Origin of the sequence: Nocardiopsis sp. NPDC058789 (assembly GCF_042745575.1) — a bacterium.
Taxonomy (GTDB): domain Bacteria; phylum Actinomycetota; class Actinomycetes; order Streptosporangiales; family Streptosporangiaceae; genus Nocardiopsis; species Nocardiopsis eucommiae.
Genome location: NZ_JBHYOW010000005.1, coordinates 131,137 through 155,111, shown reverse-complemented (window position 1 = coordinate 155,111; position 23,975 = coordinate 131,137). Strand labels below are relative to the sequence as shown.

Here is a 23,975-nt window from a genome sequence, read left to right as displayed (position 1 = left end):
GGGGGGACGGAGTCGGGGCGGGATCGGGAACGGAGGCGGGGGGACGACCGGTCCGCCGGTCGTCCCCCGCGTCACTCGGTGCGCTCGGTTCTCTCGTACTTGTCGAGGCGCCCGCACATGCCCCAGGCCGGGACGGCTCCGCCCCGGTGGACGGACGCCGAGGCCAGGTGGGAGGCGTCGCCCTCCGCGAGCGCGTCGAGGTGGGCGGCGGTGCGGGCGACCTCGGCGGCCGGTCCGCGCTCGAACCGGGTCCGCCAGTCGGGCAGGCGGGCGGAGACCAGGCGCAGGGCGGCGGTGTGGAGGTCGGTCAGCGCGGAGGTGTCGCCCGATTCCAGGCGGTTCCGCAGTCGGGTGAAGCCGGACACGGCGAGTTCGCGCCGCTCACGTGCCGAGCCCTCGGGGTCGGCGGGGTCGAGGGCCGCCGCCCTCGCGTAGGCGGCCGGGTCGGCCAGGACCTCGGAGGGGAAGGTGAGGACGGCGTCGCCGGCCTCGGGCAGGCCCGCGTTCTGCATGAGGACGATCATGCGCAGGTCACCGTGGTTGATCAGGCGGTGCACGGTCCCGGGGGTGAACCAGAGGAGGTCGCCCTCGGTGAGCGGCGTGGACGCGAAGCCCGACATGGTCAGGGTCTGCACGGCCCCCGAACCGCCGGTGACCGCGTACGCCTCGGTGCAGGCCAGGTGGAGGTGGGGGGTGCCGCCGCACAGGCCGTCGGACCCCGGCGCGGCGGGCCAGTCGTAGACGCGCAGCCCGGACAGTCCGATCCCTCCGGGCAGCGCGGGGAGGTCGTGTGGCGGGGGTGTCGGTGCGTCAGTGCTGGCTGGCTGGGGAAACGGGTTCACCGCGGCTCCCGGGACGCGTGGGGGAAAGCGCTTTCTATGCCGAGAAAGTACGTTCGGTCCCCGTTGGCTGTCAAGGTCCCCAGGGGCACTCGATTCCCGCCTGCACCGGACGGGGAACTTCGCCATACTGCTGGGAACGCCTCCCCGGACGGCGCTGGCGGCAGCGCGGTCGGGAGGTTCCGGGAACGGGGGAGCAGGGCGGAGATGGCCACCACACTCGCTGACGTGGCGCGGCGGGCCGGGGTGTCACCGGCGACGGTGTCCCGGGTCCTCAACGGCAACTACCCCGTGGCCCGGGCGACGGCGGAACGGGTCCACCGGGCCGTCGCCGAGCTGGACTACGTGGTCAACGGCAACGCCCGCGCCCTGGCGGCGGCCAGCTCCGACCTGATCGGTGTCCTGGTGCACGACGTCGCGGACCCGTTCTTCGGGGTGATCGCCAGCGGTATCCAGGACGCCATGGCCGAGGGCGACGTCCTGGCCGTCGTGTGCAACACCGCCAGCTCCGCCGAGCGGGAGCTGCGCTACCTGCGGCTCCTGCGCAGACAGCGGGCCAGGGCCGTGGTGCTCACCGGGGGGTCGGTCAACGACCCCGGACACCGCGCCGCCCTCGTCGACCAGGTCACCGAGTTCACGTCCGCCGGATCCCGCGTCGTCCTGTGCGGCCGACCGCCCCTGACCGGCCACGACGGCGCACGGCTACCGGGGGTGGTCGCGGTCGACTTCGACAACGGCGAGGGGGCCCGCGAGCTCACCGCGCATTTGGTCGCGTCGGGGCACCGGGGGATCGGCTACCTCACCGGGCCGGAGCACCGGACCACCTCGCGGCTGCGGTTGGACGGCCACCTCCGGGCCTTGGCCGACGCGGGCCTGTCCGAGGAGAGCTGCCCCGTGGTGACCTGCGACTTCGACCGGGAGTCGGGGCGGGCCGGGGTGGCGGAGCTCCTGCGCCGCGCACCCGGTCTCACGGCGGTGGTAGCGGGCAACGACAACGCGGCGCTCGGCGCCCTCGCGGAACTCCGCTCGCGCGGACTGGACGTGCCGGGGGACGTCTCGGTGGCCGGGTTCGACGACCTCCCGTTCAGCCGTGACGCCGTTCCCGCGCTGACCACCGTCCGCATCCCGCTGGCCGACGCGGGTCGCACCAGCGGGCTGCTCGCGCTCGGCGCCCGGGAGGATCCGCCCGGTGGGGCCCTGACCGTGCGCACCGAACTGGTCGTCCGCGACTCCTCCGGACCGGCTCCCGGGTAGGCCCCCGGGCGGTGGGACTCCGGGCGGGCTCACCCTCCGAGGGGCGGGCAGGAGTCGCGCAGGATGACTTGGCCCGGCACGGAGACGTCCTCCGTGAGCGGGGCCTCGGGGTCCAGAGCGAGGTCGGCGGCCCGGCGCCCTATCGCGGCGAGCGGGAACCGCACGGTCGTGAGCTGGGGGGTGACGTCGGCCGCGGTCTCGATGTCGTTGAACCCCGTGACGGCGACGTCCCGGCCCGGCTGGATGCCGTTGTCGCGCAGGGCGGTCATCGCGCCGACCGCCATGAAGTCGTTGCCCGCGCACAACACGTCGACGTCCCTGATCCGACCCGACCGGATGAGCCGGAGGGTGGCGCGGTAGCCGCCGGAGCGGTCGAAGGAGTCGTTCTCGACCACGGAGATCCCCCCGCCCCGGGTCGCGAGCCCCTGCCGCAGGCCCTCCGTCCGCTCCGCCACGGTCTCCAGGGATTCCGCGCCCGTGACCATCGCGGCCTCGCGGTACCCGATCCCGGCGATCGCGCTCCCGAGCTCCCTGGCCCCGGCGGTGTTGGCGGGGTGCACCGCGCCGAGGCCGCCCACCGGCTGGCTGAGGAAGAGGGTTCGGCCGCCTCCGTCCGCGAATCCCCGCAGTTCCGCGAGCAGCGCGTCCGTGTGGGGGTTGCCCGCGATGCGGCTGCCGCCGACGAGGATGGCCCGGGGCCGCTGCCCCCGGATCGTCCGGACGGAGGTGAGCTCCCGCTCGCTGTCGCGCGCCGTGATGGCGATGGTCACGATCACCCCGTGGTCGCGGGCGGAGTCAGCGACCCCGGCGGCCAGGGCGGAGAAGTACGGGTCGTCGATACTGCTGACGAGCAGGGCGAGCACCGGGGCGTTGCCCCGGGCCATGGCCTGCGCGGACAGATCCGTCCGGTAGTCGAGTTCGCGGGCGGCGCTCAGGACCCGCTCGCGGTGTTCGCGGCCGACCTTGCGGTCGCTCTCGTTGAGTACCCGGGAGGCCGTCGCCAGGGACACCCCGGCCCGTGCGGCCACGTCGGTGAGGGTCGGGTTTCCGCTGGATGCCCTGGTCCTCGTCTTGCGCATTTTCCGTCCCGTCCCTCGTGGGGGCATTGACACCCCACCTACGCGAACTTAATATTCCGGAAACGGGAAAGCGCTATCCCGCTTCCGGATCATCTGGGTAAGCGCTTTCCATCATAGCCGAGGCTTCTTCCGCCATCCCCCGAAGTGCGACACGAGGTCCGTATGACTCCACAGACTCAGCCCGCCCCAGCCCCCTCGCCCACGCAGGCCACCGCGGGGACGCGGCGTGGACGTCGCCCCTCGCTCGGGGCGGTGGCCCTGTACCCCGCCACGTTCCTCGCGCTGCTGGTGGTGGCCTGGTTCGCGGTCACGACCACGGGCCTGGTCCAGCCCTACATCATCCCCTCGCCCGTCGACACGTGGAAAGCGTTTACCGACAATCCCGAGTACCTGTGGGGCCACACGCTCGTCACCACGGGGGAGACCCTCGCCGGGTTCGTCATCGCGGCGGTGGTCGGCGTCCTCGTCGCGGTGCTGATGGTCTACTCGCCCACACTGGAGAAGACCTTCTATCCGCTGATCCTCTTCGCCCAGGTCATCCCGAAGATCGCGATCGCGCCGCTGTTCGTGGTGTGGCTCGGCTTCGGCGCCAGCCCGAAGGTCCTCGTGGCCGTGCTCATGGCCTTCTTCCCGGTGGTCATCTCCGGGATCAGCGGCCTGCGGTCGGTCGACCCCGAACTCCTCGAACTCACCTCCACCATGGGCGCGTCCCGGATCAAGACCTTCTGGAAGGTCCGCTTCCCAGCGGCCCTGCCCGAACTGCTGTCCGGCCTCAAGGTCGCCGCGACCCTCGCCGTCACCGGCGCCGTCGTGGGCGAGTTCGTCGGAGCCAACTCCGGTCTGGGCTTCGTCATCCTCCAGGCGAACGGCAACATCGACACCGCCATGCTCTTCGCCGCGCTGATCATCATGTCCGCGCTGGGCGTCCTGCTGTTCGCGATCATCCAGGTCGCGGAGACGCTCCTCATCCCCTGGCACGCCTCGCGCCGCAACCGGGGCTGAGCCGCTCCGACCCCGCGTCCGCGCCCCTCGCGCGGACCCCGGGCCCGCACCCCCTCTCCGAACACCGAAAGCCCGGACCCCGGGCCACCCTGGCCTCCGTGCCTCCCCAGCAGTACCCGGAACTCCCGAAGGACCCCTCATGGCCTCTCGAAACTCCCGCACCGCGCGGTACGGCACCCCCTCACGCCCGGCCCTGACCGCCCTCGTCGCCGGGGCGAGCGCCCTGGCCCTCGTCGCCTGCGGCGGCGGGGACGGCGAGACCGGCGGGAGCGGCGACACCGACGCGGTGACGTTGCAGCTCAACTGGTACCCCTACGGCGAACACGCGCCCTTCTACTACGGCGTGGAGGAGGGGATCTTCGAGGAGCACGGGATCGACCTCACCATCGAGGCGGGGCAGGGCTCCGCCCGGACCGTGCAGGCCGTCGGCCAGCAGGACTTCGACTTCGGCTGGGCCGACACCCCCGCGCTGCTCGCCAACGTGGACGAGGGCGTGGACGTGCGCTCGGTCGGCGTCTACCTCCAGTCCACCCCCGCCGCCGTGCAGTACTTCGCCGAGACCGACATCTCGGGGCCGGACGACCTCCGGGGCAGGACCATCGCGGTCTCCGCCGGTGACGCGGTCACCCTCACCTTCCCCCTGTACCTGGAGGCCGTGGGCCTGTCCGAGGACGACGTCGAGCAGCAGAACCTCGACTCGGCGGGCAAGAACGCGGCGCTGATCTCCGGCCAGGTGGACGCGCTCATCGGCTTCGGCCACGACCAGGGCCCCAAGATCTCCGCCGAGAGCGGCAAGGAGGTCAACTACCTGCGCTACTCCGACGCCGGGCTGAGCTTCTTCAGCAACGGGCTGCTCGCCCACAGCTCCACGATCGCGGACGACCCCGACCTGGTCCAGCGCATGGTCACGGCGACCACGGCGGCCTTCACCGCCGCACAGGAGTCGCCGGAGGACGCGGTCGCGTCCATGGAGGGCCAGAACCCGCAGATGCCCAGCGGCGAGGTGCTCCTGGAGCAGTGGCAGGGCACCATCGAGCTGCTCCACACCGAGAACAGCGAGGGCCTGGAGCCGGGCCACACCTCCGAGGACGACTGGCGGGGGACCATCGAGGTCCTCGCCGAGGCCGGGCTGATCAACGAGGCCAAGGAGACCAGCACGTACTTCGACGCCTCCTTCACCACGGAAGGGCAGTGAGCATGTTCGCCAGAACAGCCGACCGCGCCCGGGACGGAGCCGGTTCCGAGCCGCCCGCGGAGCAGGGACCGATGGTCGACATCCACGGGGTCGACGTCACCTTCCGGACCAAAGACCGTACGGTGCACGCGCTCAGCGGCATCGACCTCACCATCCAGCACGGCGAGTTCCTCAGCATCGCGGGCCCCTCCGGTTGCGGGAAGTCCACGCTGCTGCGGGTGATCGCCGGGCTCACCGCGACCAGCGCGGGCGGGGTGACCCTGCGCGGGACACCCGTGGAGGGTCCCCGCCGCGACGTCGGGTTCGTCTTCCAGCGGGCCGCGCTCCTGGACTGGCGCAACGCCCGCGACAACATCCTCTTCCAGGCCGAGATGCGCGGGCTGCCCAAGGCGTGGGCGCGCAGGCGTACCGACGAGCTCATGGAGATGACCGGCCTCACCGGCTTCGAGAAGGCCATGCCCTTCGAGCTGTCCGGCGGCATGCAGCAGCGGGTCTCCCTGTGCCGCGCCCTCCTGCACGAACCCGACGTGCTGCTCATGGATGAGCCCTTCGGCGCTCTCGATGCGTTGACCAGGGAGAACATGAACGTGGAACTCCGCCGGATCTGGGAGGACACCGGTATGACGGTGGTCCTGGTGACGCACTCGGTGGCCGAGGCCGTGTACCTGGCGTCCCGCTCCGTGGTCATGGGGCCGCGCCCCGGCCGCGTGATCGAGGAGTTCGACATCGCCATCCACGGCCACCGCGAGTACGAACCCACCCTGGAGAACCCCGAGTTCCAGCGCGTGACCGCCAGGATCCGCGAGCTCCTGGGCTCCACCGCCACCGCCGACTGACCCCGAGCCACGGTCGACCGACCGCAACTGGACAGGACCTGCACGACATGACGACACAGACGATCGGGATCATCCTCAACGGCGTCACCGGCCGCATGGGCTACCGCCAGCACCTGGTGCGGTCCATCCTGGCCATCCGGGACGAGGGCGGGCTCGCCCTGCCCGACGGCTCCCGGGTGCCGATCCGCCCCGTCCTCGTGGGGCGCGACAAGGAGAAGCTCGACCGCATCGCCCTGCGGCACGATGTCGAGGAGTACACGACCGACCTCGACGCGGCGCTGTCCGACGACGGGTTGGGCGTCTACGCGGACTTCCTGCTCACCAGCGCCAGGGTCCCCGCCCTGCGCAGGGCCATCGCGGCGGGGAAGGCGATCTACAGCGAGAAGCCGACCGCCGAGACCCACGCGGAGGCCGAGGAACTGGCCCGGGAGGTCGAGCGCGCGGGCCTGCACAACGGTGTGGTGCACGACAAGCTCTACCTGCCGGGACTGCTCAAGCTGAGGCGGCTGGTCGACTCCGGCTTCTTCGGGCGGGTCCTCTCGGTGCGCGGCGAGTTCGGCTACTGGGTGTTCGAGGGCGGGTGGCAGCCCGCCCAGCGGCCCAGCTGGAACTACCGCAAGGAGGACGGCGGCGGGATCGTGGTGGACATGTTCCCGCACTGGAACTACGTCTTCGAGCACCTCTTCGGGCCGGTGCGCTCGGTGTACGCGCACACCGCCACGCACATCCCGGAGCGCGTCGACGAGCACGGCGCCTCGTACGCCGCGACCGCCGACGACGCCGCGTACGCGATCTTCGAGGTGGGCGAGGGCACCGTGGTGCAGATGAACTCCAGCTGGTGCGTGCGGGTGGACCGCGACGAACTGGTGGAGTTCCAGGTGGACGGCACGCACGGCTCGGCGGTGGTGGGGCTGTTCAACGGGCGGGTGCAGACCCGCGAGACGACGCCCCGGCCGGTGTGGAACCCCGACCTCGCGGACGCCCACGACTACCGGGCGGACTGGAGCCGGGTGCCCGACAACGCGGAGTTCGGCAACGGGTTCCGCGCGCAGTGGGAGGAGTACCTGCGCGACCTCGTCGCTGGACGGCCGCACCGGTTCGACTTCGCGTCGGCCGCGCGCGGGGTGCTGCTCGCGGAGCGGGGCCTGGAATCCGCCGCCACGGGTCGGCGGATCGCCCTCGGCACGAACGCGGAGGCGCGGTCATGACGGGAGCCACCCCCGGGGACGCGGCCGAGGATTCCGCCGACCCCGCCACCGCGCCACGAGTGCTGCTGCCGCGCGCCTCGGGCCGCGTCGACCAGCTGGACCTCGCGGCCGCGCCGGAGCCGGTCCCGCCGCGCGGACACCACCGGGTGCGGTCGGTGTACGCCGCCGCCCACGTGGTGCCGGTGCCCTGGGGGGCCAACGTCCCCGGTGCCCCCGCCGAGGTGGACTGGGAATCCACCCTGGGGTTCCGCCGACGGGTGTGGGGCCTGGGCCTCGGGGTCGCGGAGGCGATGGACACCGCCCAGCGGAACATGGGGCTGGACTACGCCGCCACCCGTGAACTGGTGGAGCGCACGGCCCGCGCCGCCACGGAGTTCGGCCGGGAGCACGGTGTCCCCACCCGGGACCTCGTCGTCTCGGGCGTCAACACCGACCAGCTCCCGGACACCCCGGTCAGTCTCGACCGGGTGGTAAGCGCTTACCGGTCCCAGCTCGAGCACGTGGAGTCCACCGGTTCGGGGGTCGTGCTCATGGCCAGCAGGCACCTAGCGGCGGCGGCCCGCGACGCCGCCGACTACGCGAAGGTCTACGCCGAGGTGCTCGGGGCAGCACGGACCCCGGTGGTCCTGCACTGGTTGGGCGAGGCCTTCGACGCCCGCCTCGCCGGGTACTTCGGGTCACGGGACACGGCCGAGGCCATGGACACCGTGGTGGACCTCATCGAGGACCACGCCGACCGCATCGCCGGGATCAAGCTCTCCCTGCTGGACGCGGCGGCCGAGCGCTCGCTGCGCTCCCGGCTGCCGGACGGGGTCCGCATGTACACCGGCGACGACTACAACTACGTGGACCTGATCCTCGGAGACGGCGAACACCACTCCGACGCCCTGTTGGGCGCCTTCGCCGCCGTCACCCCCCAGGCGTCGGCGGCGCTCACCGCCCTGGAGGCCGGTGACACCGCCGCCTACCGGCGGGTGCTCGGACCCACCGAGGAACTGTCCCGGCAGGTCTTCGCGCCGCCCACCCAGTACTACAAGACCGGGGTGGCCTTCCTGGCCTGGCTCAACGGGCTCCAGCCGGGGTGGTCGATGGTGGGCGGGCTGCACTCGGCCCGGAGTCTGCCGCACCTGTCCCGGGTGATCGAACTGGCCGACGCGTGCGGCGCCCTCGCGGACCCCGCGCTCGCCGCGCGGAGGTGGCGGAACCTGCTGCTGACACACGGTGTGACCGAGGAGAGGAAGGGGCGGACGTGAGCGCCGTGCGGACGGACACCGAGCGGTTCTCGCTCAACCAGGCCACCATCAAGCGGGCCGACCTGGCGGCCACGATCGACCACGCCGTGGCCGCCGGGGTCGGGGCGGTGGGACTGTGGCGCGACCGGGTCGCGGAGGCGGGCCTGTCCGAGGCCGCCGCCCGTCTGGCCGACTCCGGGCTCCGCTTCTCCAGCCTGTGCCGGGGCGGGTTCGTCACGGACCCCGGCACGGCCGACGACCAGTGGAAGGAGAACCTGCGGGCGCTGGACGAGACCGCCGCGCTGGCCGAGGCCGGGGCCCCGGGTTCGGCGCCGGTGCTCGTACTGGTCCTCGGCGGGTTGCCGCCCGGGGACCGGGACCTCGCGGCGGCCCGGGAGCGGGTACGGGCGGCGCTGCGCCGCCTCGCGCCGGAGGCCCGGGCACGCGGGGTGCGGCTGGGCGTCGAACCCATGCACCCCATGTTCTGCGCCGACCGCGCGGTGGTCTCCACCCTCGGACAGGCCCTCGACCTGGTCGCTGACCTCGATCCGGAGACGGTCGGGGTGGTCGTGGACACCTACCACGTGTGGTGGGACCCGCAGGTGCTGCCGATGATCGCGCGGGCCGGGGCGGAGGGGCGGATCGTCTCCTACCAGGTGTGCGACTGGCTCACCCCGATTCCCGAGGGCGCGCTCCTGGGCCGGGGGCTGCCGGGAGAGGGCCATGTCGACTTCGCGTCCCTGACCCGCGCGGTGGAGGCGACCGGGTACCGCGGGGACGTCGAGATCGAGGTGTTCCACCAGCGGGTGTGGGACGCGCCCTTCGCGGACGTGGTCCGGGACTGCGTCCGCGCCTTCGGTGAGGTCATCTCCCCCCACCTCACCCCGCCCGCAGGGCGGGCCTGACCCGTCCGGTGCCGACCTCCCGGGGGATCGGCACCGGACCCCCACCCCCCACCGGCGTCACGGACCGGCGCCGCACCCCGGCCGAGCACGCTCCGTCACCCCCCGAAGGAGAACCGACGATGCGAGGCGCCGATCCCGTGTCCCCCCGTCCGAGACCACCCAGGCCACCCGTACCGAGGATCGCGGCGGCGACCACGGCCTGCGCACTCCTCGCCTCGCTCATGTCGGCGGCACCTGTCACGGCGGCGGAGGGCACCCTCGCCGGTCCGCCCGACGCGGTGGCCGACGGCTTCCGGCCCTTGGCGGTCTTCGACGACTACGCCAACGGCAGCCTGCGCGGCCAGGGTCCCTGGCACGTCAACACCCCCGGAGCCCCGGACGGCGCGGTCGTCTCGGAGGAGGCACCGGCCTCGCTCTCCGGCAAGGCCATGAGCGTCCTGCTGTCCGAACGCCCCGAGCCGGTCCGGTACCGGGGCAACGCCTACGCCGAACTCGGTGACCTCGCCGTGGAGGCGGACGCCACGGGCACCGTCTTCTGGGAGTTCGTCGCGGACGACCTCGCGGCCACCGGGCTCGACATCGGGCTGAGCGCCAACCCCACTCCCGGGCTGGGCGCCGACACCACGGGCAACCCCTTCGACCCGGACGACTTCGGCCCGCACGTCACCCTGGACGAACGGGGCCTCGTGGCCCGGGACGGGGCCGGGGAACGGGTCCTCGACACGGAGATCACCGACGGCGAGCGGTACGCGGTGTGGCTGGTCGTGGACAACGCGGCCGACACCTACCGGGTGCACGTCGCGGTCGCGGGCGGCGACCCCGTACCGGCCCGGGGCCCGGACGGCGACACCGAGTTCGCCTTCCGGACCGCGGGGGAGGCGGATCTCCGCACGTTCCTGCTGCTCAACGACGCCGACGAGCCGCCCTCGGGCGACACCCACCTCGACAACATCCACCTGGCCCCGGACGCGGACTCCACGGCCAACCCCGCACCGGAGTACGCCGAGGTGGTCGACTTCGACGCCTACGAGGCGACGGCGCTCGACGGTCAGGACGGGTGGCGCGCCGACGCCGACGTGCGGGTCGTGGCGGACCCCACGGGGCCGGATCCCCGCCAGGTCGTGGAGATGACCGGCGACGGCCTGGCCGCCGACCGTGCGGTGCCGGAGATCGCGGACGGGGCGACCGGAACGCTGTTCTTCCGCGTGCACCGGGACGCCGACCTCGACACCTCCCTGGGTCTGACCGAGGTGGCCGCCCCCGGCGGCTTCGACGACATGCGGGCGCAGGCCAACGTCCAGAACTCCGACGTGCTCAACGTCCGGGACGGCGACTCCTTCGCCGAGGCCGGATCCTGGCCGTCCGGTACGTGGCAGTGCGTGTGGATGGTGGTCGACAACGACGCCGACACCGTGCGCGCCTACAGCAGGGGCGGCCCGTACCGCACCACCACCCGGCTGCCGGTGGGGGAGGAGGCCGAGTTCGCCCTGCGCTCCTCGGTCGAGGACGGTCTGGACCGGTTCCTCGCCCTCAACGGGGCGGACAGCGCCGGACGCCTGCTCGTGGACGACGTCGCCGTGGACCGGCACAGCGCGAACCTGCGCGTGCCCAGCGGCGACGCGGGTGACTGCGAGGTCGTGGACGACGGTGAGGGGCCGGTGGAGACCCCGATCCCCGAGACACCGCTGCCCTCCGGGGTCACGCTCCAGGTGGAGGAGCTCACCCGGCTTCCCGAGACCGACGGCGACGGCGGCGCGCGGATCAACTTCGTCTCGGAGGTTCCCGGGCCGGACGGGGGATCGGGGCGTCTGGCCGTTCCCGACCTCAACGGACCGCTGTACCTGGTGGACGAGGAGACCGGCGCGGCCACCGAGTACCTCAACGCCGGTGACGCGTTCCCCGACTTCGTCATCCGGCCCTCCCTCGGCACCGGGCTGGGCTTCGTCGCCTTCCACCCCGGGTTCGCGGACAACGGCCGCTTCTACACGGTGCACACCGAGGCCGGTCGGGCCCTGGAGACCCGGACGCCCACGCACGAGCCGCCCGAGGACACACGGGTGCACGGTGTGGTCACGGAGTGGACCGCCGACGATCCGGCCGCCGACGTCTTCGCGGGTGAACGTCGTGAGGTCCTGCGGATCGGGTACAGCCGCTTCCTGCACGGGATGCAGCAGATCGGCTTCGACCCGACCGCCGCGCCGGGCGACCCCGACCACGGGCTGCTCTACGTCGCCTCCGGTGACGGGGACGAGGTGCCCGACTTCCGCCCGAACCCGCTGGACCCCGGCCAGCCGCAGGGGAAGGTCCTGCGGATCGACCCCGAGGGGGACGACGGGCCCGGCGGCACCTACGGCATCCCACCCGACAACCCGTTCGTGGGCGACCCGGACGCCCTGGGTGAGGTCCACGGCCTCGGCATGCGCAACCCGCACCGGTTCACCTGGGACCCGGAGGACGGGCGCATGTTCGTCGGGATGATCGGTGAGCAGTCGATCGACTCCGTCTACGAGCTCAGGCCGGGTGACGACTTCGGCTGGAACGAGCGGGAGGGCGGGTTCCGCTTCGACCGGTCCGATCCGTCCAACGTCTACCCGCTGCCGGAGGACGACGCGGAGAACGGCTACACCTATCCGGTGGTCTCCCTCGGACGGAACTCCGGGGTGTCACTGGTCGGCGGGTTCGTCCCGAGGGGCGGCCCGTACCCGGTCCTGGAGGGCCGGTACCTCTTCGGTGACATCGTCAGCGGCGAGATCAGGTTCGCGGACACGGCCGAGATGGTCCGGGGCGGTGACCGGGTGCCGTTCTACGAGGTGGGTCTGGTGGACGCGGCCGGTCAGCCCACGGACATGCGCGAACTCGCGGGCGACACCCGGGTGGACCTCCGGTTCGGTCAGGACGCCGAAGGCGGCCTGTACCTGCTGTCCAAGGCCAACGGGAAGGTCTGGCGGGTCACCGCCGCCACCGAGGAGGCCGTCACCCGGGAGTAGGCGGCCCCGCCCCTCCCGCCCCGGTACCGACCCCTCCGGCCCGACCTGCACTCGGACCGGAGGGGTCCTCCTCGTCAGTCGCTCGGGGTACGGGGGTGCACCACGGTCCGGGGACCCGGGTAGACCACCCGCTCCTCACCGTCGGCGAAGCGGACGAGGTAGGGCGGACCGTCGTCCGCCCCGAGGACGTCGATGATCTCCGCCTCGTGCTCCCCCCGGGAACTGGTGACCCCGTGAGTGTGCAGCTGGTCTCCGATGGTGGCGCGCATGCGTACTCCCGACGGTTCGACGACCGGCCTCCCCCAGGCCGGTCACAGTCGGGTGGTACCCGCTCACAAGTCCGGACGAACCATGTCCAACTGGGAAGACACCGTCGCTTTCGGGTGAACGGTCACACTTGGGGGTGAGGGCGGACCGGGCGCGGGGACCGGCGCGCCCCTCGCATAATGAACGGGTGGACAAACTCTCCCCGATCATCGCGTTCGTCGTTTTCATGGGTGTGTTCGTGCTGTCACGGACCCCCGTCCGGGACTTCCTGGAGTCCTGGGTCGCCCTGGAGGGGGTGATCCTCGGCCTGGCCTCGCTCGTGGCCTCGATGGGCGTCGCCGCCCTCGCCGCCGGGGCGGTGCTCTACGTGTCCCGGCTGATCACCGGGGAGTAGTCCCGCTCTCCGGTGGACGACCGGAGAGCGGTGGTCCGCGAGCCGGGCCCACGACCCGTTCGCGGCGCGGTCAGCCGGTGCCCAGGTAGCCGTTCGGGTCGAGCACGTACTTGCTCGCGGCCCCCTTGTCGAAGGACTGGTACCCCTCGGGCGCGTCCTCCAGCGGGATGGCGACGGCGTTGACGGCGTCCGCGATCCGGACGCGGTCGTTGAGGATCGCGGCCATCAGTTCCCGGTGGTACTTCATCACCGGGCACTGGCCGGTGAAGAAGGCGTGCGACTTCGACCAGCCGAGCCCGAACCGGATCGACAGCGAACCGACCTTCGCGGCCTCGTCGGCGGCGCCCGGGTCGCCCGTCACGTACAGGCCCGGGATGCCGATGGCGCCGCCCGCCTTGGTGACGTCCATCGCTGTGTTCAGGACGCTCGCGGGTGCCTCCTTGGCGGCCTGGTCGCCGGTCCCGTGCGCCTCGAACCCGACGGCGTCCACGGCGCAGTCCACGGCCGGAACACCGAGCAGCTGCTCGATCTGGTCGCCGGGGTCGCCCTCGGCGACGTTGACGGTCTCGCAGCCGAACCCGCGCGCCTGGGCGAGCCGGTCCTCGTTGAGGTCGCCGACGATCACCACCGCCGCGCCCAGCAGCTGGGCCGAGGCCGCCGCCGCGAGCCCGACGGGTCCGGCTCCGGCCACGTAGACCGTGGAACCCACGCCCACTCCGGCGCTCACGCACCCGTGGTAGCCGGTCGGGAAGATGTCCGAGAGCATCGTGAGGTCCATGATCCGCTCGAGGGCCTGGTCGCGGTCGGGAAACCTCAGCAGGTTCCAGTCGGCGTAGGGCACGAGCGCGTACTGGGCCTGTCCGCCGACCCAGCCGCCCATGTCGACGTAGCCGTAGGCGGAGCCGGGGCGGTCCGGGTTGACGTTGAGACAGATCTCCGTGTGCCGGGCCTTGCAGTTCACACAGCGCCCGCACGCGATGTTGAAGGGGACCGAGACGAGGTCGCCCACCTGGACGAACTCGACGTCGGGGCCCCGCTCGACCACCTCGCCGGTGATCTCGTGTCCCAGGACCAGCCCCTGGGGCGCGGTGGTGCGGCCCCGGACCATGTGCTGGTCACTGCCGCAGATGTTGGTGGCGACGACCTTCAGGATCACGCCGTGGGGGACCTCGCGCCCCACGTTCGCCGGGTTGACGCCGGGTCCGTCCCGCAGGACGAAGTCCGGGTACGCGATGTCCTCGACCTCGACCCTGCCCGGGCCCTGGTAGACGACTCCTCTGTTGCCGGTCATGGTCCCTCCTACCTCCCGCCCCGGCGGCCTCACGGCTCCGGCGCGTGTGGTTCCGTTCCCACGTCCCCCCTCCATTTCCGCTGGAGGCCCCGGCTAATCGGACCCGCGCGAACCTCGGGCCGAGGTCGGGAGCGGGCAGGAGGCGTTCGCGCGGAGCCGGGCACGCAGGGCCACGACCAGCAGGACGATCCCGGCGGCGGCGAGGAACGGCTGGAGCGGCGCGAACCAGGCCATCGCGCCACTGGTACCCAGCGCCAGCAGGACGATCTTGTTACAGACCGGGCAGCCGATCGCGAACCAGGCGAGCAGCCCGCCGCCGAGGCCGCGTCCGCCGCCCGGTCCGTCGGAGCCCTCCGGGACCGGGCGGGTGTACGTGGCCAGGAGCAGACCGGACAGCACGGAGGCGGCCACCCACACGGGGTGGGACCACCAGGTGGGTTCGATCTCACGAGCGAAGATCCCGTTGGGGATGAGCACGGCGGGCAGGCCGAGGACCAGCAGCGTGAGCGCGGTCCCGGCCGCGGCGGTCGCCCACTGGCGGATTCCCCAGTCGCGCATGGTCCGTCCTTCCGGGAGAGTGGGCGGGGGCGGTGTACCGGCATGCCCCGACGTTGTTTCTATGGAGCATAGAGTACTCTCTATCTGCCATAGAAAACGGGGGAGCGGCATGCCGAAGGAAGCCAGGACACCACAGGACGCGGACCGCGGGGGCCAGAGGGCCAGGGGAGCGGACCCACGCGAGAGGACCGGCAGGGGCGGGATGTCGCCGCTGCTCATCGGCGGGGCCGTCACGGTCGCCCTGGTGGTCGCCGTGGTCATCGGACTACGTATGGAGGGGGGCGAAGGGGAGCAGGGGACCCCCGAGGCGGCCTCGGCGGTCGACCACGTCGACGCCGAACAGCGCGAGTGGGGGCAGGCCCTGGCCCGCCGCAACGCCGACGACCCGATGGCCCTGGGCAGCGAGGACGCTCCCGTGGTCCTGGTCGCCTACTCGGACTTCGCCTGCCCCTACTGCGCCTCCTGGGCACAGGAGACCCAGCCGGAACTGGTCGAGCGCTACGTGGACTCCGGTGACCTGCGGATCGAGTGGCGGGAGTTCCCCTACCTGGGCGACCTGTCCACCACCCTCTCCCTCGGGGCGGCCGCCGCCGGGAAGCAGGAGGCGTTCTGGGAGTACCAGGAGGCCGTGTTCGCCCAGCAGGACGAGCTCAAGTCCGCCGACGACCCCGACGCGGTCCTCGACGGCATCGTCGCGGACCTCGGGCTCGACGCCGACCGGTTCCAGGAGGACCTGGACGCCGAGCGGACCAGCATCGAGGTCGGCCATGACTTCGTGGAGGGCCAGCAGATCGGCGTGAGCGCCACCCCGGCCTTCATCGTCAACGGCGACCCGATCATGGGCGCGCAGCCCCTGGACGTGTTCGTGAAGAGCGTGGACACCGCGCTCGCCGCGGCCGGGGAGTGACCGCAGTGGACATCGGATTCGTCGCCGCGATCCTCGGCGGGCTGCTGGCGCTGCTCAGCCCGTGCAGCGCCCTGCTCCTGCCCTCGTTCTTCGCCTACGCCTTCCGGGACACCGGGCGGCTCCTGCTGCGCACGGGCGTCTTCTACGTGGGGCTCTGCCTGACCCTGGTGCCGCTCGGCGCGGGTTCGGCCATGGTGAGCGTCCTCTTCCACGGGCACCGCGACCTGCTCATCTCGGTGGCGGGCGGCCTGATCATCGCCTTCGGCGTCGCGCAGATCCTCGGGCTCGGCTTCACCTGGGGCGTCCTGGCGCGGGCGCAGAGCCGGTTCGCCGGAGGCCGGGGCAACCTGTCCGTCCTGGGGCTGGGCGCCGTCTACGGGCTGGCCGGGTTCTGTTCCGGTCCGATCCTCGGCGCGGTGCTCACCGTCGCGGCGACCGGGACCCCCGTCCGGGGCATGTTCCTGATGGCCGCCTACGCGCTGGGCATGGTCCTGCCGATGTTCTTCCTGGCGCTGCTCTGGGACCACTTCGACCTGGGCGGACGGCGCTGGCTGCGTGGCCGCGTCGTCGAACTGGGCCCGCTCCGCACGCACACGACGGCGCTGCTGTCCGGCGGCCTGTTCGTGGGGATCGGCGTGCTGTTCGTGGCCTTCGACGGCACCGCCTCGATGACCCTCCCCGGTGCCGGCTGGATGGCGGAGACCGCCGACCGCGCCCAAGGGGAGTTCGCACGACTCGGGACCAGCACCGACCTGGTCGCCCTGGTGGCGCTGGCCCTGGTGGTCGCCCTGGTCGCGGTCGCCGCCCTCCGTTCGCGGCGCCGGAACCACGACGGGGAGGAGACCGGCGGGGGCGGGAACGCGGCGGTGGAGGACACCGAAGAGGTCGGAGCCGGGAAGCACCCGGCCGGGGAACACGGGGAACACGGGGCCGGGGAAGCAGGAGCCGGGAGGCACGACTCCCCGAACCCCGGACGGGCGCCCGGGCGTGCGGAGTAGCGCGCGGGCACGCGCGGGGCGGACCGCCGCCCTCGCGGCACCCCTGGCGGCCCTCCTCCTGGCGGTGGCCTGCGCTCCCCGACAGGGCGGAACGTCCGGCGTGGAACCGCGCGACACCCCGGCGGCGCCCCCGCCGAGCGTCACCGGCCCCCTCCCGCACCCGGTGGAGGGGCCGCCCCTGTGGACGGCGCCCTTCTCCTCCGAGCCCAGGGCGGCGGGCTCCTCCTTCGTGGGGGTGTCCCAGGAGAGGGCCGGCGGCCCGCTGCACTTCCTGGGCGTGGACCGGGACGGGGTCACCCGCTGGGCCACGGAACGGGACCCCAGCTGCACCGGGTTCACGGTCGCGCGGGCGGAGGAGGGCGGGGACGAGTTCGTCGTGCTGCTGGACCGCGAACCCGACCCGGACGGCGGTGTCCTCGCCCACGTGACCACCGCCTCCGCCCACGACCCCGACACCGGCGAACTCCGGTGGGGGCCGACCGAGGTGCCCGGGACGCTGGTCGGACCCGGCCTGGTGTTCGCCGCCGTGGCGGGCAGCGTCATGAGCGAGGAGACCGGCCCGAGGACGGCGCTGGCGGCGACCACGGGGGAGGTGGTCGCGGACGAGGACGACGGGGACGCCGTCCTGCACGAACACCACGGCACGCTGCTGCTGCACCGGGACGGCGCGCTACGTGCCGTCGGCCCCGGCGGGGAGGGGTTGTGGACCCACGCCGACCTCGCGGTCCCGGACCCGCTCGGCGACCGTCCGGTCGCGGTCGGGTACGGGACCCGGCCCTCCAGCGACTCCAGCTCCGCCGTGGTCCTGGAGTGGACGGCGGACCCCGCCGAGGGCGGGGACGAGGCCCGGGACGCGCTGCTGTACACGGTGCACCACCTGCGGACCGGCGCACGCCTGCTGACCCTCGACCCCGGCACCCGCCCCCGCCTGCTCGGAGACGGCCGGGGCCGCACGGTGGTCCTCGGCACCCCGGCCGCAGGAGGGGAGGCCCGGCTGTACGGCCTGGCCGCCACGGAGCCCGCGCCGGTCTGGGAGCTGCCCGCCCGCCCGGGCGAACGCCTCGCCGGTCTGGTCGGCGGCACCCTCTACACGGACGTCCCCGAGGGCGGGACCGGTCGCGCGGTCGACGCCGCCACCGGGGACGTCCCCGCCGAGCTCCCCACGGAGGTCGCGGACCGGATCCCGGTGGCCGCGCTCCCCGGCGGTCCCGCCCTCCTCCCGGTCCCTGAGGGCGGGGGCGGTGCGCTCGCCGCACTGCCCGTCAGCTGAACGGGGGCCGGGATTGCCTATTCTTGGACGGAGAAGCGCATGACGAACGGTGGACCATGAGAAACACGGTTCCGGGGCTCGGGTCACTGGAGTCCGCGGTGATGGCGGTCCTGTGGGCCGCCGGACGCCCCCTGAGCGTGCGCGAGGTGGTCGACGGCCTGGCCGACCGCGAACCGGCCTACACCACCATCTCCACGGTGCTGGAGAACCTGCGCCGCAAGGACTGGGTCGACCGGGAACGCACCGGCCGCCTGTGGTTCTACCGCGCGCTGCGCGACCGGGCATCGTACGCGGCCGACCGCATGCACGGGGCCCTGGACGACAGCGGAGACTCCGAGGTGGCCCTGCTGCGGTTCGTGGACCGCATGGACCCGCGCGACCTCGACCTCCTCCGTGACCTGCTCGCCGACACCCCCCGGCCTGAGGACGACCCGTGACCTGGTCCGTGGCGGCCCTGACGGCGGTCCTGCTGTGGAGCACGGCGGGCCCCCGGGCCCTGCGCGCGTTCCAGGAGCGTCGGGGCGCCAGCGCCCGGGCCATGCTCGCGCTCTGGACGCTCACCACGGTCGCGTGGCTGCTGGCCTGCGCGGTCCTGCTCGCCACCCTGGCCACGCGGGTGATGGGCCCGGGGGTCAAGGCCTTCGTCGCCGCGTGCGTGGACCTGTTCCAGGCGGTCCAGCAGAACGGGGCGGAGAGCGGGGTGGCCGTCGCCGGTCTGCTCGGCGCCCTCGGTCTGGCCCGCCTCGGGTGGACGGCGGTGCGCCGCGGCCGGGACCGACGCGCCTGGACCCGGGAACACGGTCGGGCCCTCGCCTCGGTCGGGGACCGCCGCGTCCTGCACCTGAACCGGGTCTGGCTGCTGGAGGACCCCGAGCCCGCCGCCTACTGCCTGCCCGGCCGCCGCTTCGGGATCGTGGTCACCAGAGGCGCGCTCGACCGGCTGACCGGGCCCGAACTCCGCGCGGTGCTCGCCCACGAACGGGCCCACCTGAACGGCCGCCACCACCTCCTGGTCACCTGGACCAGGCTGCTGGACACCGCCTTCCCCGGGGTCCCGCTGTTGCGCGCGGCGGCCCGGGAGGTCCCCGAACTCGTGGAGTGGGTGGCCGACGACCACGCGGCCCGTGAGGCGGGCCCGCACGCCTTGGCCCACGCCCTCGGGATCATGGCCGGGTCCCGGGGGCCCGAACCGGCGCTCTCGGTGACCGGTGCCTGCCCGGTGCGCCGGGTGAGCCGCCAGGTGCGGCCCGCCCGGGTGACCGCCGGACCGGGTGCCTACGTCCTCGCCGCGCTGGTGGTGATCCTGCCCTTGGTGCTCACGGTCCTGGCCACCGCGTTGAACGTCGCCGTCCCGCACTGCGACTGCGTGGGCTGAGCACCGGGGGCGGCGCGCACACGACCCCCTCCGACCGGACACGGCCACGGAGATCCGTGGCGTCGCCGGGGCCGTTGGGTCATGCTGGGGTCGTGCAGAGCGAGATCGAGGACGTGTACCGGGTGTTCGCGCGCTACCCCCGACCCGTGAGGGTGGAGGGGTGCCAGCACTGCGTCACCGAGGACGACCACCGTGACCTGCTCGGGGCTCCGCTCCGGGAACTGGACGCCGAGCGGCTGCGCCGGTACTCCCACAAGGCCCTGAACACCTGGGGTGACGTTGACGACCTGCGCCACTTCCTGCCCCGGCTGCTGGAACTCTCCCTCCGTGGTGACGCCGACCTCCACGGGCTCTTCGCCAAACTCCGTCAGGCCGGGTGGACCGACTGGCCCGAGGAGGAACGCGCGTCACTGCGCGCCTGCCTGTCCGTCTGGTGGGAGCTCGGCCTCACCGAGGAGGAGCGCGCGCACGCGTCGTGGGGGACGCTCACGGAGTCCGGCGACGACCCCGGCCCCTACCTGGAGTCGTGGTGGGGGCGGAGTACCCCGCAGGCACTGTGGACCCTGGTCGAGCTGGTGGGCGAGGTCGCGCACACCACGCCCCGGGCCCGCGACGAGCGCGTGGTCGCGTGGCTGGCGACCACCCGGGGGTGGATGGAGGAGGCGTTCTTCGAGGTGTCCGAGACCGGTCAGGCCGAGCTGGCCGAGGCCCTCTCGGAGGCCCGCCAACTCCTGGACCTGGTCACCCTCGACGAGACGGTCGCCGGAACCGGCGGCACCGGCTCGTCGGAGTCCGGAACCGAGGGGTCGGCGGACCCGCGCTGAGGGGCCGGCCGGGAGCGTGTTTCCGTCGTGGCCGGGGCCATGTCCCGGGTACGCCAAGACCTCCCGCGCGGACGTGGGGGGCAGGGCGGTGCCACCGGGAGGCGGTCGTCGGCCTAGGACGGGTCGGCAAACGGCGGCCGGGGTGCGCGGGCCCGACGGCCGGATGAAACACTGCGGCCATGCTCGGTATCACCGACCTGCCGACCTACCTGGCGGGACTCGTCCTCATCGTGCTCCTGCCGGGGCCGAACTCCCTCTACGTGCTCTCCGTCGCCGCGCGCGGCGGCACCCGCACGGGCTACAGGGCCGCCGCCGGGGTGTTCACCGGCGACACCCTCCTCATGCTGCTCGCGGCGGCCGGTGCGGCGACCCTGCTCCAGACCAACCCGCTGCTCTTCACTGTGGTGAAGTACGCGGGAGCCGCCTACCTGGTCTGGATGGCGATCGGGATGCTGCGCTCCGCGCACGCCATCTGGACCTCGCGGCACCAGCGCGCCGAGGAGCAGCGGGCGGCCGACGCGGTGGGGCCCACCACGGGTGAGCGCCCCTTCCACCGGGCGCTCGTGGTGTCCCTGTTCAACCCGAAGATGATCCTCTTCCTGATCTCCTTCTTCGTGCAGTTCGTGGATCCCGCCTACGCCTACCCGGCCCTGTCGTTCCTGGTCCTGGGGCTGCTGCTCCAGGCGTTCAGCCTGCTGTACCTCTCCGTGCTGATCTTCAGCGGGACGCGGCTGGCGGCGGCCTTCGGACGGCGCAGGCGGCTCTCGGCGGGCGCCACGTCGGCGGCGGGCGCGCTGTTCCTCGGCTTCGCCGTCAAGCTCTCCGTCAGCAGCGCCTGACGGCGCCCGTTCCGCCTTCACCGGGGTCGTGGAGGATTTCCGTGATCCGTGGCGTGGTGCGGAATAGGCCCGGGGGTGGTGTCGTTACACGGTGCGGGTCGGTGCGGTTCAAGTGTCCCCCGGGCTCTAAACAAAGCCTTCAGGGAATACCGCACCCCAGTGGTGGTCAGGAGCCCTGTTGTGCCACCCGCCGTGAGGCGACCGCCGCACCGGCCCCTCGACGTTCCGAAGGCCCACCGGGAGACCCCGGTGGGCCTTCGTCGTGTTCCGTACCCTCGTGGTTCGCCCCTCCGGCCGCCCGGCGTCAGCGGTCCGACACGACCGGTCCTCGGCGGAGCCTGCCGTGGACTGTCGGACTCCGGTGGCACTGTGGACCTTCCGGTGGACGGGCCTCCACACCGCGGCGGCCCCCGCCGAACCGCCCGAGGAGGAAGCGATGTACGTGCCCGACACCGTCTCACCCGCCGAGTGGAACGCGGCCCACGAGGAGCTGCTGGCCAAGGAGAAGGAGCTGACCCGGGTCCAGGACCGGCTCGCGGCCGAGCGTCGGAGGCAGCCCGCGGTCCGGATGTCCGAGGAGTACGTGTTCACGGGAGGCAGCGGGGAGTTCTCCCTGGCGGACCTGTTCCAGGGGCGCCGTCAGCTGATCGTGTACCACTTCATGCTCCCGCCCGGTGCGGAGCACCAGTGTGAGGGCTGTTCCATGTTCGTGGACAACCTGGGCGAGCCGGAGCACCTCAACGCCCGGGACACCACGTTGGCCGTGGTCTCGCGGGCCCCGTACCCGGAGATCGCGGCCGTGCGTGAGCGGATGGGGTGGACGGTGCCCTGGTACTCGTCCTTCGGGAGCGGCTTCAACGAGGACATGGGCGTCACCGTGGACGGCGGCGAGAACTTCGGGCTGAGCGTGTTCATCCGGGACGAGGACGCCGTGTACCGGACCTACTTCACCCAGGGCCGGGGCGTGGAGAAGCTGGGCACCAGCTGGAGCCTCCTCGACCTGACCCCGCTGGGCCGACAGGAACTCTGGGAGGACAGCCCCGAGGGCGTCCCGCAGAGCGCGCCGTACGCGTGGTGGCGCCTGCGCGACGAGTACGGCACCTGATCCCGCGGCGCGAGCCGAGCCGGCGCCCCCGCGCCGGATCGGTTCAGCGCGGTTCCAGGCCGGTCATCAGCAGCCGGACCACGGCGTCCAGGTTCTCCTCGACGTCCTCGACGGTCTCGTTGGCGCTGAACGAGGCGAACCCGTGCAGGGTGGAGGCCACGGCGAAGGCGATCGTCATGGGGTCGCCCTCGATGATCTCCCCTGTGCGCTGACCCTCGGAGATGGTGTTCAGGACGATGGCGATCATGTCTCCGACGGCCGCCGCGAGCTGGTCGGAGACGTCGCTGTCGTGCTTGCGCGCGTACATCAGGTCCAGCAGGGCCGCGTTGGACAGGGCGAAGCCGACGTAGGCGCGGGCCAGCCCCAGAAGGTAGGCGCGGGTGTCCGTCTCCGAGCGGTCCCGGGTCTCCTTGGCGTGCTCCAGGGAGGCCCGGAGCCGCTGGAAGCCGTCGAGCGCGAGGGCGTCGAGCAGCGCCTGCTTGTCCTTGAAGTGCCGACCGGGCGCCGCGTGGCTGACACCGGCCTCCCGCGCGAGTTCGCGCAGCGAGAGGGCGCCGGGGCCGCGCTCGGCCAGGGTGCGCTCGGCGCTGCTCAGCAGGACGGAGCGGAGGTCGCCGTGGTGGTAGGGGCGGTCAGGCATGTCCTCCAGCATAGTCGCATGTTTGCAATGACATCATTGTTGTCATTGACAACTTCAAACGGTCTGCCTACGTTGGCGATATGAGCCGAACCAGCGTGAACCTGCCCGACCTGTCCGGAAGGACCGCCGTCGTCACCGGGGCCAACAGCGGCCTGGGACTGGAGACCGCCAGGATCCTGGCCGGATGCGGCGTCCGTGTGGTGCTGGCCGTCCGCGACACGGCCAAGGGGGAGCGCGCCGCCGCCGAGATCCCGGGTGCGACCGAGGTCCGGCGTCTGGACCTGGCCGACCTCGCCTCGGTCCGAGCCTTCGCCGCCGGGTGGAAGGGCGACCTCGCACTCCTGATCAACAACGCCGGGCTCATGGCGATCCCCGAGTCCCGCACGGTGGACGGCTTCGAGACCCAGTTCGGGGTGAACCACCTGGGCCACTTCGCCCTCACCAACCTCCTCCTGGAACACGTCACCGGGCGCGTGGTCACCGTCTCCTCCGGCCTGCACCGATCCGTCAACCGGATCGACTTCGACAACCCCGACCTGGAGGGCCGCTACACCCCCTACCGGGCCTACGGGCAGTCCAAGCTGGCCAACCTGCTGTTCACCCTGGAGCTCCAGCGCAGGCTCGACGAGGTGGGCTCGCCGGTGCTGGCCACCGCGGCGCACCCCGGGTACGCCGCCACCAACCTCCAGAGCCGCAGCGAGAACCGCCTGCACGACGCCGTCCTGCGGATCGGCAACCGGATCTTCGCCCAGAGCGCCTCCAGCGGGGCGCTGCCCACGGTCTACGCGGCCACGCAGGACGTCCCCGGAGCGTTCTTCGCCGGTCCCACCGGGCTGTTCGTGAACGGCGCGCCCGGCCCCGCCAGCCGCAGCCGCGCGGCCCTGGACACCGAGGCGGCCCGGCGGCTGTGGGACCTGTCCGAGGAGAGGACCGGGACCACGTTCCCGCTGTGACGCGCTGGCCCCGGGGA

24 protein-coding genes are annotated in these 23,975 nt (G+C 72.8%); 18 read left to right on the top strand and 6 right to left on the bottom strand.

Annotation, left to right across the window (positions count from 1 at the left end):
- Window positions 1-71 precede the first annotated feature (71 nt).
- On the bottom strand, window positions 72-842 hold the full coding sequence (locus ACFW3L_RS08550) for a cupin domain-containing protein (protein ID WP_378737892.1): 771 nt from the start codon (window positions 840-842) through the stop codon (window positions 72-74).
- Window positions 843-1,046: 204 nt separating this feature from the next.
- On the opposite strand from ACFW3L_RS08550, the gene ACFW3L_RS08545 reads away from it, so the two are divergent.
- Window positions 1,047-2,093, top strand: coding sequence for a LacI family DNA-binding transcriptional regulator (locus ACFW3L_RS08545; RefSeq protein ID WP_378737890.1), 1,047 nt, complete (start codon window positions 1,047-1,049; stop codon window positions 2,091-2,093).
- Between the two features lie 29 nt (window positions 2,094-2,122).
- Here the strand turns inward: ACFW3L_RS08545 and ACFW3L_RS08540 are convergent, their stop codons facing one another.
- On the bottom strand, window positions 2,123-3,172 hold the full coding sequence (locus tag ACFW3L_RS08540) for a LacI family DNA-binding transcriptional regulator (protein WP_378737888.1): 1,050 nt from the start codon (window positions 3,170-3,172) through the stop codon (window positions 2,123-2,125).
- A 252-nt stretch (window positions 3,173-3,424) separates the two neighbouring features.
- Here ACFW3L_RS08540 and ACFW3L_RS08535 point away from each other — a divergent pair, with 252 nt between their 5' ends.
- The 7 genes from ACFW3L_RS08535 to ACFW3L_RS08505 all read left to right on the top strand — a co-directional run bounded on the left by ACFW3L_RS08535 (window position 3,425) and on the right by ACFW3L_RS08505 (window position 12,537).
- Window positions 3,425-4,174 (top strand): ABC transporter permease, encoded by a 750-nt coding sequence (locus ACFW3L_RS08535; RefSeq protein ID WP_378737886.1) that lies wholly within the window; start codon window positions 3,425-3,427, stop codon window positions 4,172-4,174.
- A gap of 139 nt (window positions 4,175-4,313) precedes the next feature.
- Window positions 4,314-5,369, top strand: coding sequence for an ABC transporter substrate-binding protein (locus ACFW3L_RS08530; RefSeq protein ID WP_378737884.1), 1,056 nt, complete (start codon window positions 4,314-4,316; stop codon window positions 5,367-5,369).
- Between the two features lie 2 nt (window positions 5,370-5,371).
- Window positions 5,372-6,205, top strand: a complete 834-nt coding sequence (locus tag ACFW3L_RS08525; protein ID WP_378737882.1) for an ABC transporter ATP-binding protein — start codon at window positions 5,372-5,374, stop codon at window positions 6,203-6,205.
- A gap of 47 nt (window positions 6,206-6,252) precedes the next feature.
- Complete coding sequence (locus ACFW3L_RS08520) at window positions 6,253-7,413, top strand: Gfo/Idh/MocA family protein (protein ID WP_378737880.1); 1,161 nt, start codon at window positions 6,253-6,255, stop codon at window positions 7,411-7,413.
- A complete protein-coding gene (locus ACFW3L_RS08515; RefSeq protein ID WP_378737878.1) occupies window positions 7,410-8,666 on the top strand; it encodes a dihydrodipicolinate synthase family protein in 1,257 nt (418 codons plus the stop codon). Before ACFW3L_RS08520 ends, ACFW3L_RS08515 begins: the two co-directional genes overlap by 4 nt.
- Window positions 8,663-9,550 (top strand): sugar phosphate isomerase/epimerase family protein, encoded by an 888-nt coding sequence (locus ACFW3L_RS08510; protein WP_378737876.1) that lies wholly within the window; start codon window positions 8,663-8,665, stop codon window positions 9,548-9,550. The genes ACFW3L_RS08515 and ACFW3L_RS08510 overlap by 4 nt, the downstream gene beginning before the upstream one ends.
- 221 nt (window positions 9,551-9,771) lie before the next feature.
- Entirely contained in the window at window positions 9,772-12,537 is a 2,766-nt protein-coding gene (locus ACFW3L_RS08505; protein ID WP_378737874.1) for a PQQ-dependent sugar dehydrogenase, read from the top strand.
- A gap of 74 nt (window positions 12,538-12,611) precedes the next feature.
- On the opposite strand, the gene ACFW3L_RS08500 is transcribed toward ACFW3L_RS08505, so the two are convergent.
- Window positions 12,612-12,806, bottom strand: coding sequence for a DUF1918 domain-containing protein (locus ACFW3L_RS08500; protein WP_378737872.1), 195 nt, complete (start codon window positions 12,804-12,806; stop codon window positions 12,612-12,614).
- A gap of 185 nt (window positions 12,807-12,991) precedes the next feature.
- Here ACFW3L_RS08500 and ACFW3L_RS08495 point away from each other — a divergent pair, with 185 nt between their 5' ends.
- The gene (locus ACFW3L_RS08495; RefSeq protein ID WP_378737870.1) at window positions 12,992-13,198 is read left to right on the top strand and encodes a hypothetical protein; all 207 of its coding nucleotides are present in this window, start codon (window positions 12,992-12,994) and stop codon (window positions 13,196-13,198) included.
- 70 nt (window positions 13,199-13,268) lie between these two features.
- On the opposite strand, the gene fdhA is transcribed toward ACFW3L_RS08495, so the two are convergent.
- Both fdhA and ACFW3L_RS08485 read right to left on the bottom strand, forming a co-directional pair.
- A complete protein-coding gene (gene fdhA / locus ACFW3L_RS08490) occupies window positions 13,269-14,489 on the bottom strand; it encodes a formaldehyde dehydrogenase, glutathione-independent (RefSeq protein WP_378737868.1) in 1,221 nt (406 codons plus the stop codon).
- 93 nt (window positions 14,490-14,582) lie between these two features.
- Complete coding sequence (locus tag ACFW3L_RS08485) at window positions 14,583-15,047, bottom strand: hypothetical protein (RefSeq protein ID WP_378737866.1); 465 nt, start codon at window positions 15,045-15,047, stop codon at window positions 14,583-14,585.
- A 202-nt stretch (window positions 15,048-15,249) separates the two neighbouring features.
- Between ACFW3L_RS08485 and ACFW3L_RS08480 the strand changes: the two genes are divergently transcribed.
- From ACFW3L_RS08480 to ACFW3L_RS08445, 8 genes are all read left to right on the top strand, one after another.
- Entirely contained in the window at window positions 15,250-15,954 is a 705-nt protein-coding gene (locus tag ACFW3L_RS08480; RefSeq protein WP_378737864.1) for a DsbA family protein, read from the top strand.
- 5 nt (window positions 15,955-15,959) lie between these two features.
- Complete coding sequence (locus ACFW3L_RS08475; RefSeq protein ID WP_378737862.1) at window positions 15,960-16,952, top strand: cytochrome c biogenesis CcdA family protein; 993 nt, start codon at window positions 15,960-15,962, stop codon at window positions 16,950-16,952.
- Window positions 16,942-18,222, top strand: coding sequence for a pyrroloquinoline quinone biosynthesis protein (locus tag ACFW3L_RS08470; protein ID WP_378737860.1), 1,281 nt, complete (start codon window positions 16,942-16,944; stop codon window positions 18,220-18,222). Before ACFW3L_RS08475 ends, ACFW3L_RS08470 begins: the two co-directional genes overlap by 11 nt.
- Before the next feature lie 56 nt (window positions 18,223-18,278).
- Window positions 18,279-18,659 (top strand): BlaI/MecI/CopY family transcriptional regulator, encoded by a 381-nt coding sequence (locus ACFW3L_RS08465; protein ID WP_378737858.1) that lies wholly within the window; start codon window positions 18,279-18,281, stop codon window positions 18,657-18,659.
- Complete coding sequence (locus ACFW3L_RS08460; protein WP_378737856.1) at window positions 18,656-19,597, top strand: M56 family metallopeptidase; 942 nt, start codon at window positions 18,656-18,658, stop codon at window positions 19,595-19,597. The genes ACFW3L_RS08465 and ACFW3L_RS08460 overlap by 4 nt, the downstream gene beginning before the upstream one ends.
- A gap of 92 nt (window positions 19,598-19,689) precedes the next feature.
- The gene (locus tag ACFW3L_RS08455) at window positions 19,690-20,421 is read left to right on the top strand and encodes a hypothetical protein (protein WP_378737854.1); all 732 of its coding nucleotides are present in this window, start codon (window positions 19,690-19,692) and stop codon (window positions 20,419-20,421) included.
- 179 nt (window positions 20,422-20,600) lie between these two features.
- Entirely contained in the window at window positions 20,601-21,260 is a 660-nt protein-coding gene (leuE, locus tag ACFW3L_RS08450) for a leucine efflux protein LeuE (RefSeq protein WP_378737852.1), read from the top strand.
- Between the two features lie 436 nt (window positions 21,261-21,696).
- Entirely contained in the window at window positions 21,697-22,365 is a 669-nt protein-coding gene (locus ACFW3L_RS08445) for a DUF899 domain-containing protein (protein ID WP_378737850.1), read from the top strand.
- Between the two features lie 43 nt (window positions 22,366-22,408).
- Here ACFW3L_RS08445 and ACFW3L_RS08440 read toward each other — a convergent pair whose 3' ends face one another.
- Window positions 22,409-23,005, bottom strand: coding sequence for a TetR/AcrR family transcriptional regulator (locus ACFW3L_RS08440; protein ID WP_378737848.1), 597 nt, complete (start codon window positions 23,003-23,005; stop codon window positions 22,409-22,411).
- 80 nt (window positions 23,006-23,085) lie between these two features.
- Here ACFW3L_RS08440 and ACFW3L_RS08435 point away from each other — a divergent pair, with 80 nt between their 5' ends.
- Window positions 23,086-23,958 (top strand): oxidoreductase, encoded by an 873-nt coding sequence (locus tag ACFW3L_RS08435; RefSeq protein ID WP_378737846.1) that lies wholly within the window; start codon window positions 23,086-23,088, stop codon window positions 23,956-23,958.
- Window positions 23,959-23,975: the final 17 nt, after the last annotated feature.

Bases quoted from the DNA above. Each gene is read 5' to 3' on its own strand.
- ACFW3L_RS08485 (WP_378737866.1), bottom strand. From the start codon at position 15,047: ATGCGCGACTGGGGAATCCGCCAGTGGGCGACCGCCGCGGCCGGGACC.
- ACFW3L_RS08530 (WP_378737884.1), top strand. From the start codon at position 4,314: ATGGCCTCTCGAAACTCCCGCACCGCGCGGTACGGCACCCCCTCACGC.
- ACFW3L_RS08445 (WP_378737850.1), top strand. From the start codon at position 21,697: ATGTACGTGCCCGACACCGTCTCACCCGCCGAGTGGAACGCGGCCCAC.
- ACFW3L_RS08505 (WP_378737874.1), top strand. From the start codon at position 9,772: ATGTCGGCGGCACCTGTCACGGCGGCGGAGGGCACCCTCGCCGGTCCG.
- ACFW3L_RS08465 (WP_378737858.1), top strand. From the start codon at position 18,279: ATGAGAAACACGGTTCCGGGGCTCGGGTCACTGGAGTCCGCGGTGATG.
- leuE (WP_378737852.1), top strand. From the start codon at position 20,601: ATGCTCGGTATCACCGACCTGCCGACCTACCTGGCGGGACTCGTCCTC.
- ACFW3L_RS08440 (WP_378737848.1), bottom strand. From the start codon at position 23,005: ATGCCTGACCGCCCCTACCACCACGGCGACCTCCGCTCCGTCCTGCTG.
- ACFW3L_RS08545 (WP_378737890.1), top strand. From the start codon at position 1,047: ATGGCCACCACACTCGCTGACGTGGCGCGGCGGGCCGGGGTGTCACCG.
- ACFW3L_RS08480 (WP_378737864.1), top strand. From the start codon at position 15,250: ATGTCGCCGCTGCTCATCGGCGGGGCCGTCACGGTCGCCCTGGTGGTC.
- ACFW3L_RS08500 (WP_378737872.1), bottom strand. From the start codon at position 12,806: ATGCGCGCCACCATCGGAGACCAGCTGCACACTCACGGGGTCACCAGT.
- fdhA (WP_378737868.1), bottom strand. From the start codon at position 14,489: ATGACCGGCAACAGAGGAGTCGTCTACCAGGGCCCGGGCAGGGTCGAG.
- ACFW3L_RS08525 (WP_378737882.1), top strand. From the start codon at position 5,372: ATGTTCGCCAGAACAGCCGACCGCGCCCGGGACGGAGCCGGTTCCGAG.
- ACFW3L_RS08540 (WP_378737888.1), bottom strand. From the start codon at position 3,172: ATGCGCAAGACGAGGACCAGGGCATCCAGCGGAAACCCGACCCTCACC.
- ACFW3L_RS08435 (WP_378737846.1), top strand. From the start codon at position 23,086: ATGAGCCGAACCAGCGTGAACCTGCCCGACCTGTCCGGAAGGACCGCC.
- ACFW3L_RS08515 (WP_378737878.1), top strand. From the start codon at position 7,410: ATGACGGGAGCCACCCCCGGGGACGCGGCCGAGGATTCCGCCGACCCC.
- ACFW3L_RS08520 (WP_378737880.1), top strand. From the start codon at position 6,253: ATGACGACACAGACGATCGGGATCATCCTCAACGGCGTCACCGGCCGC.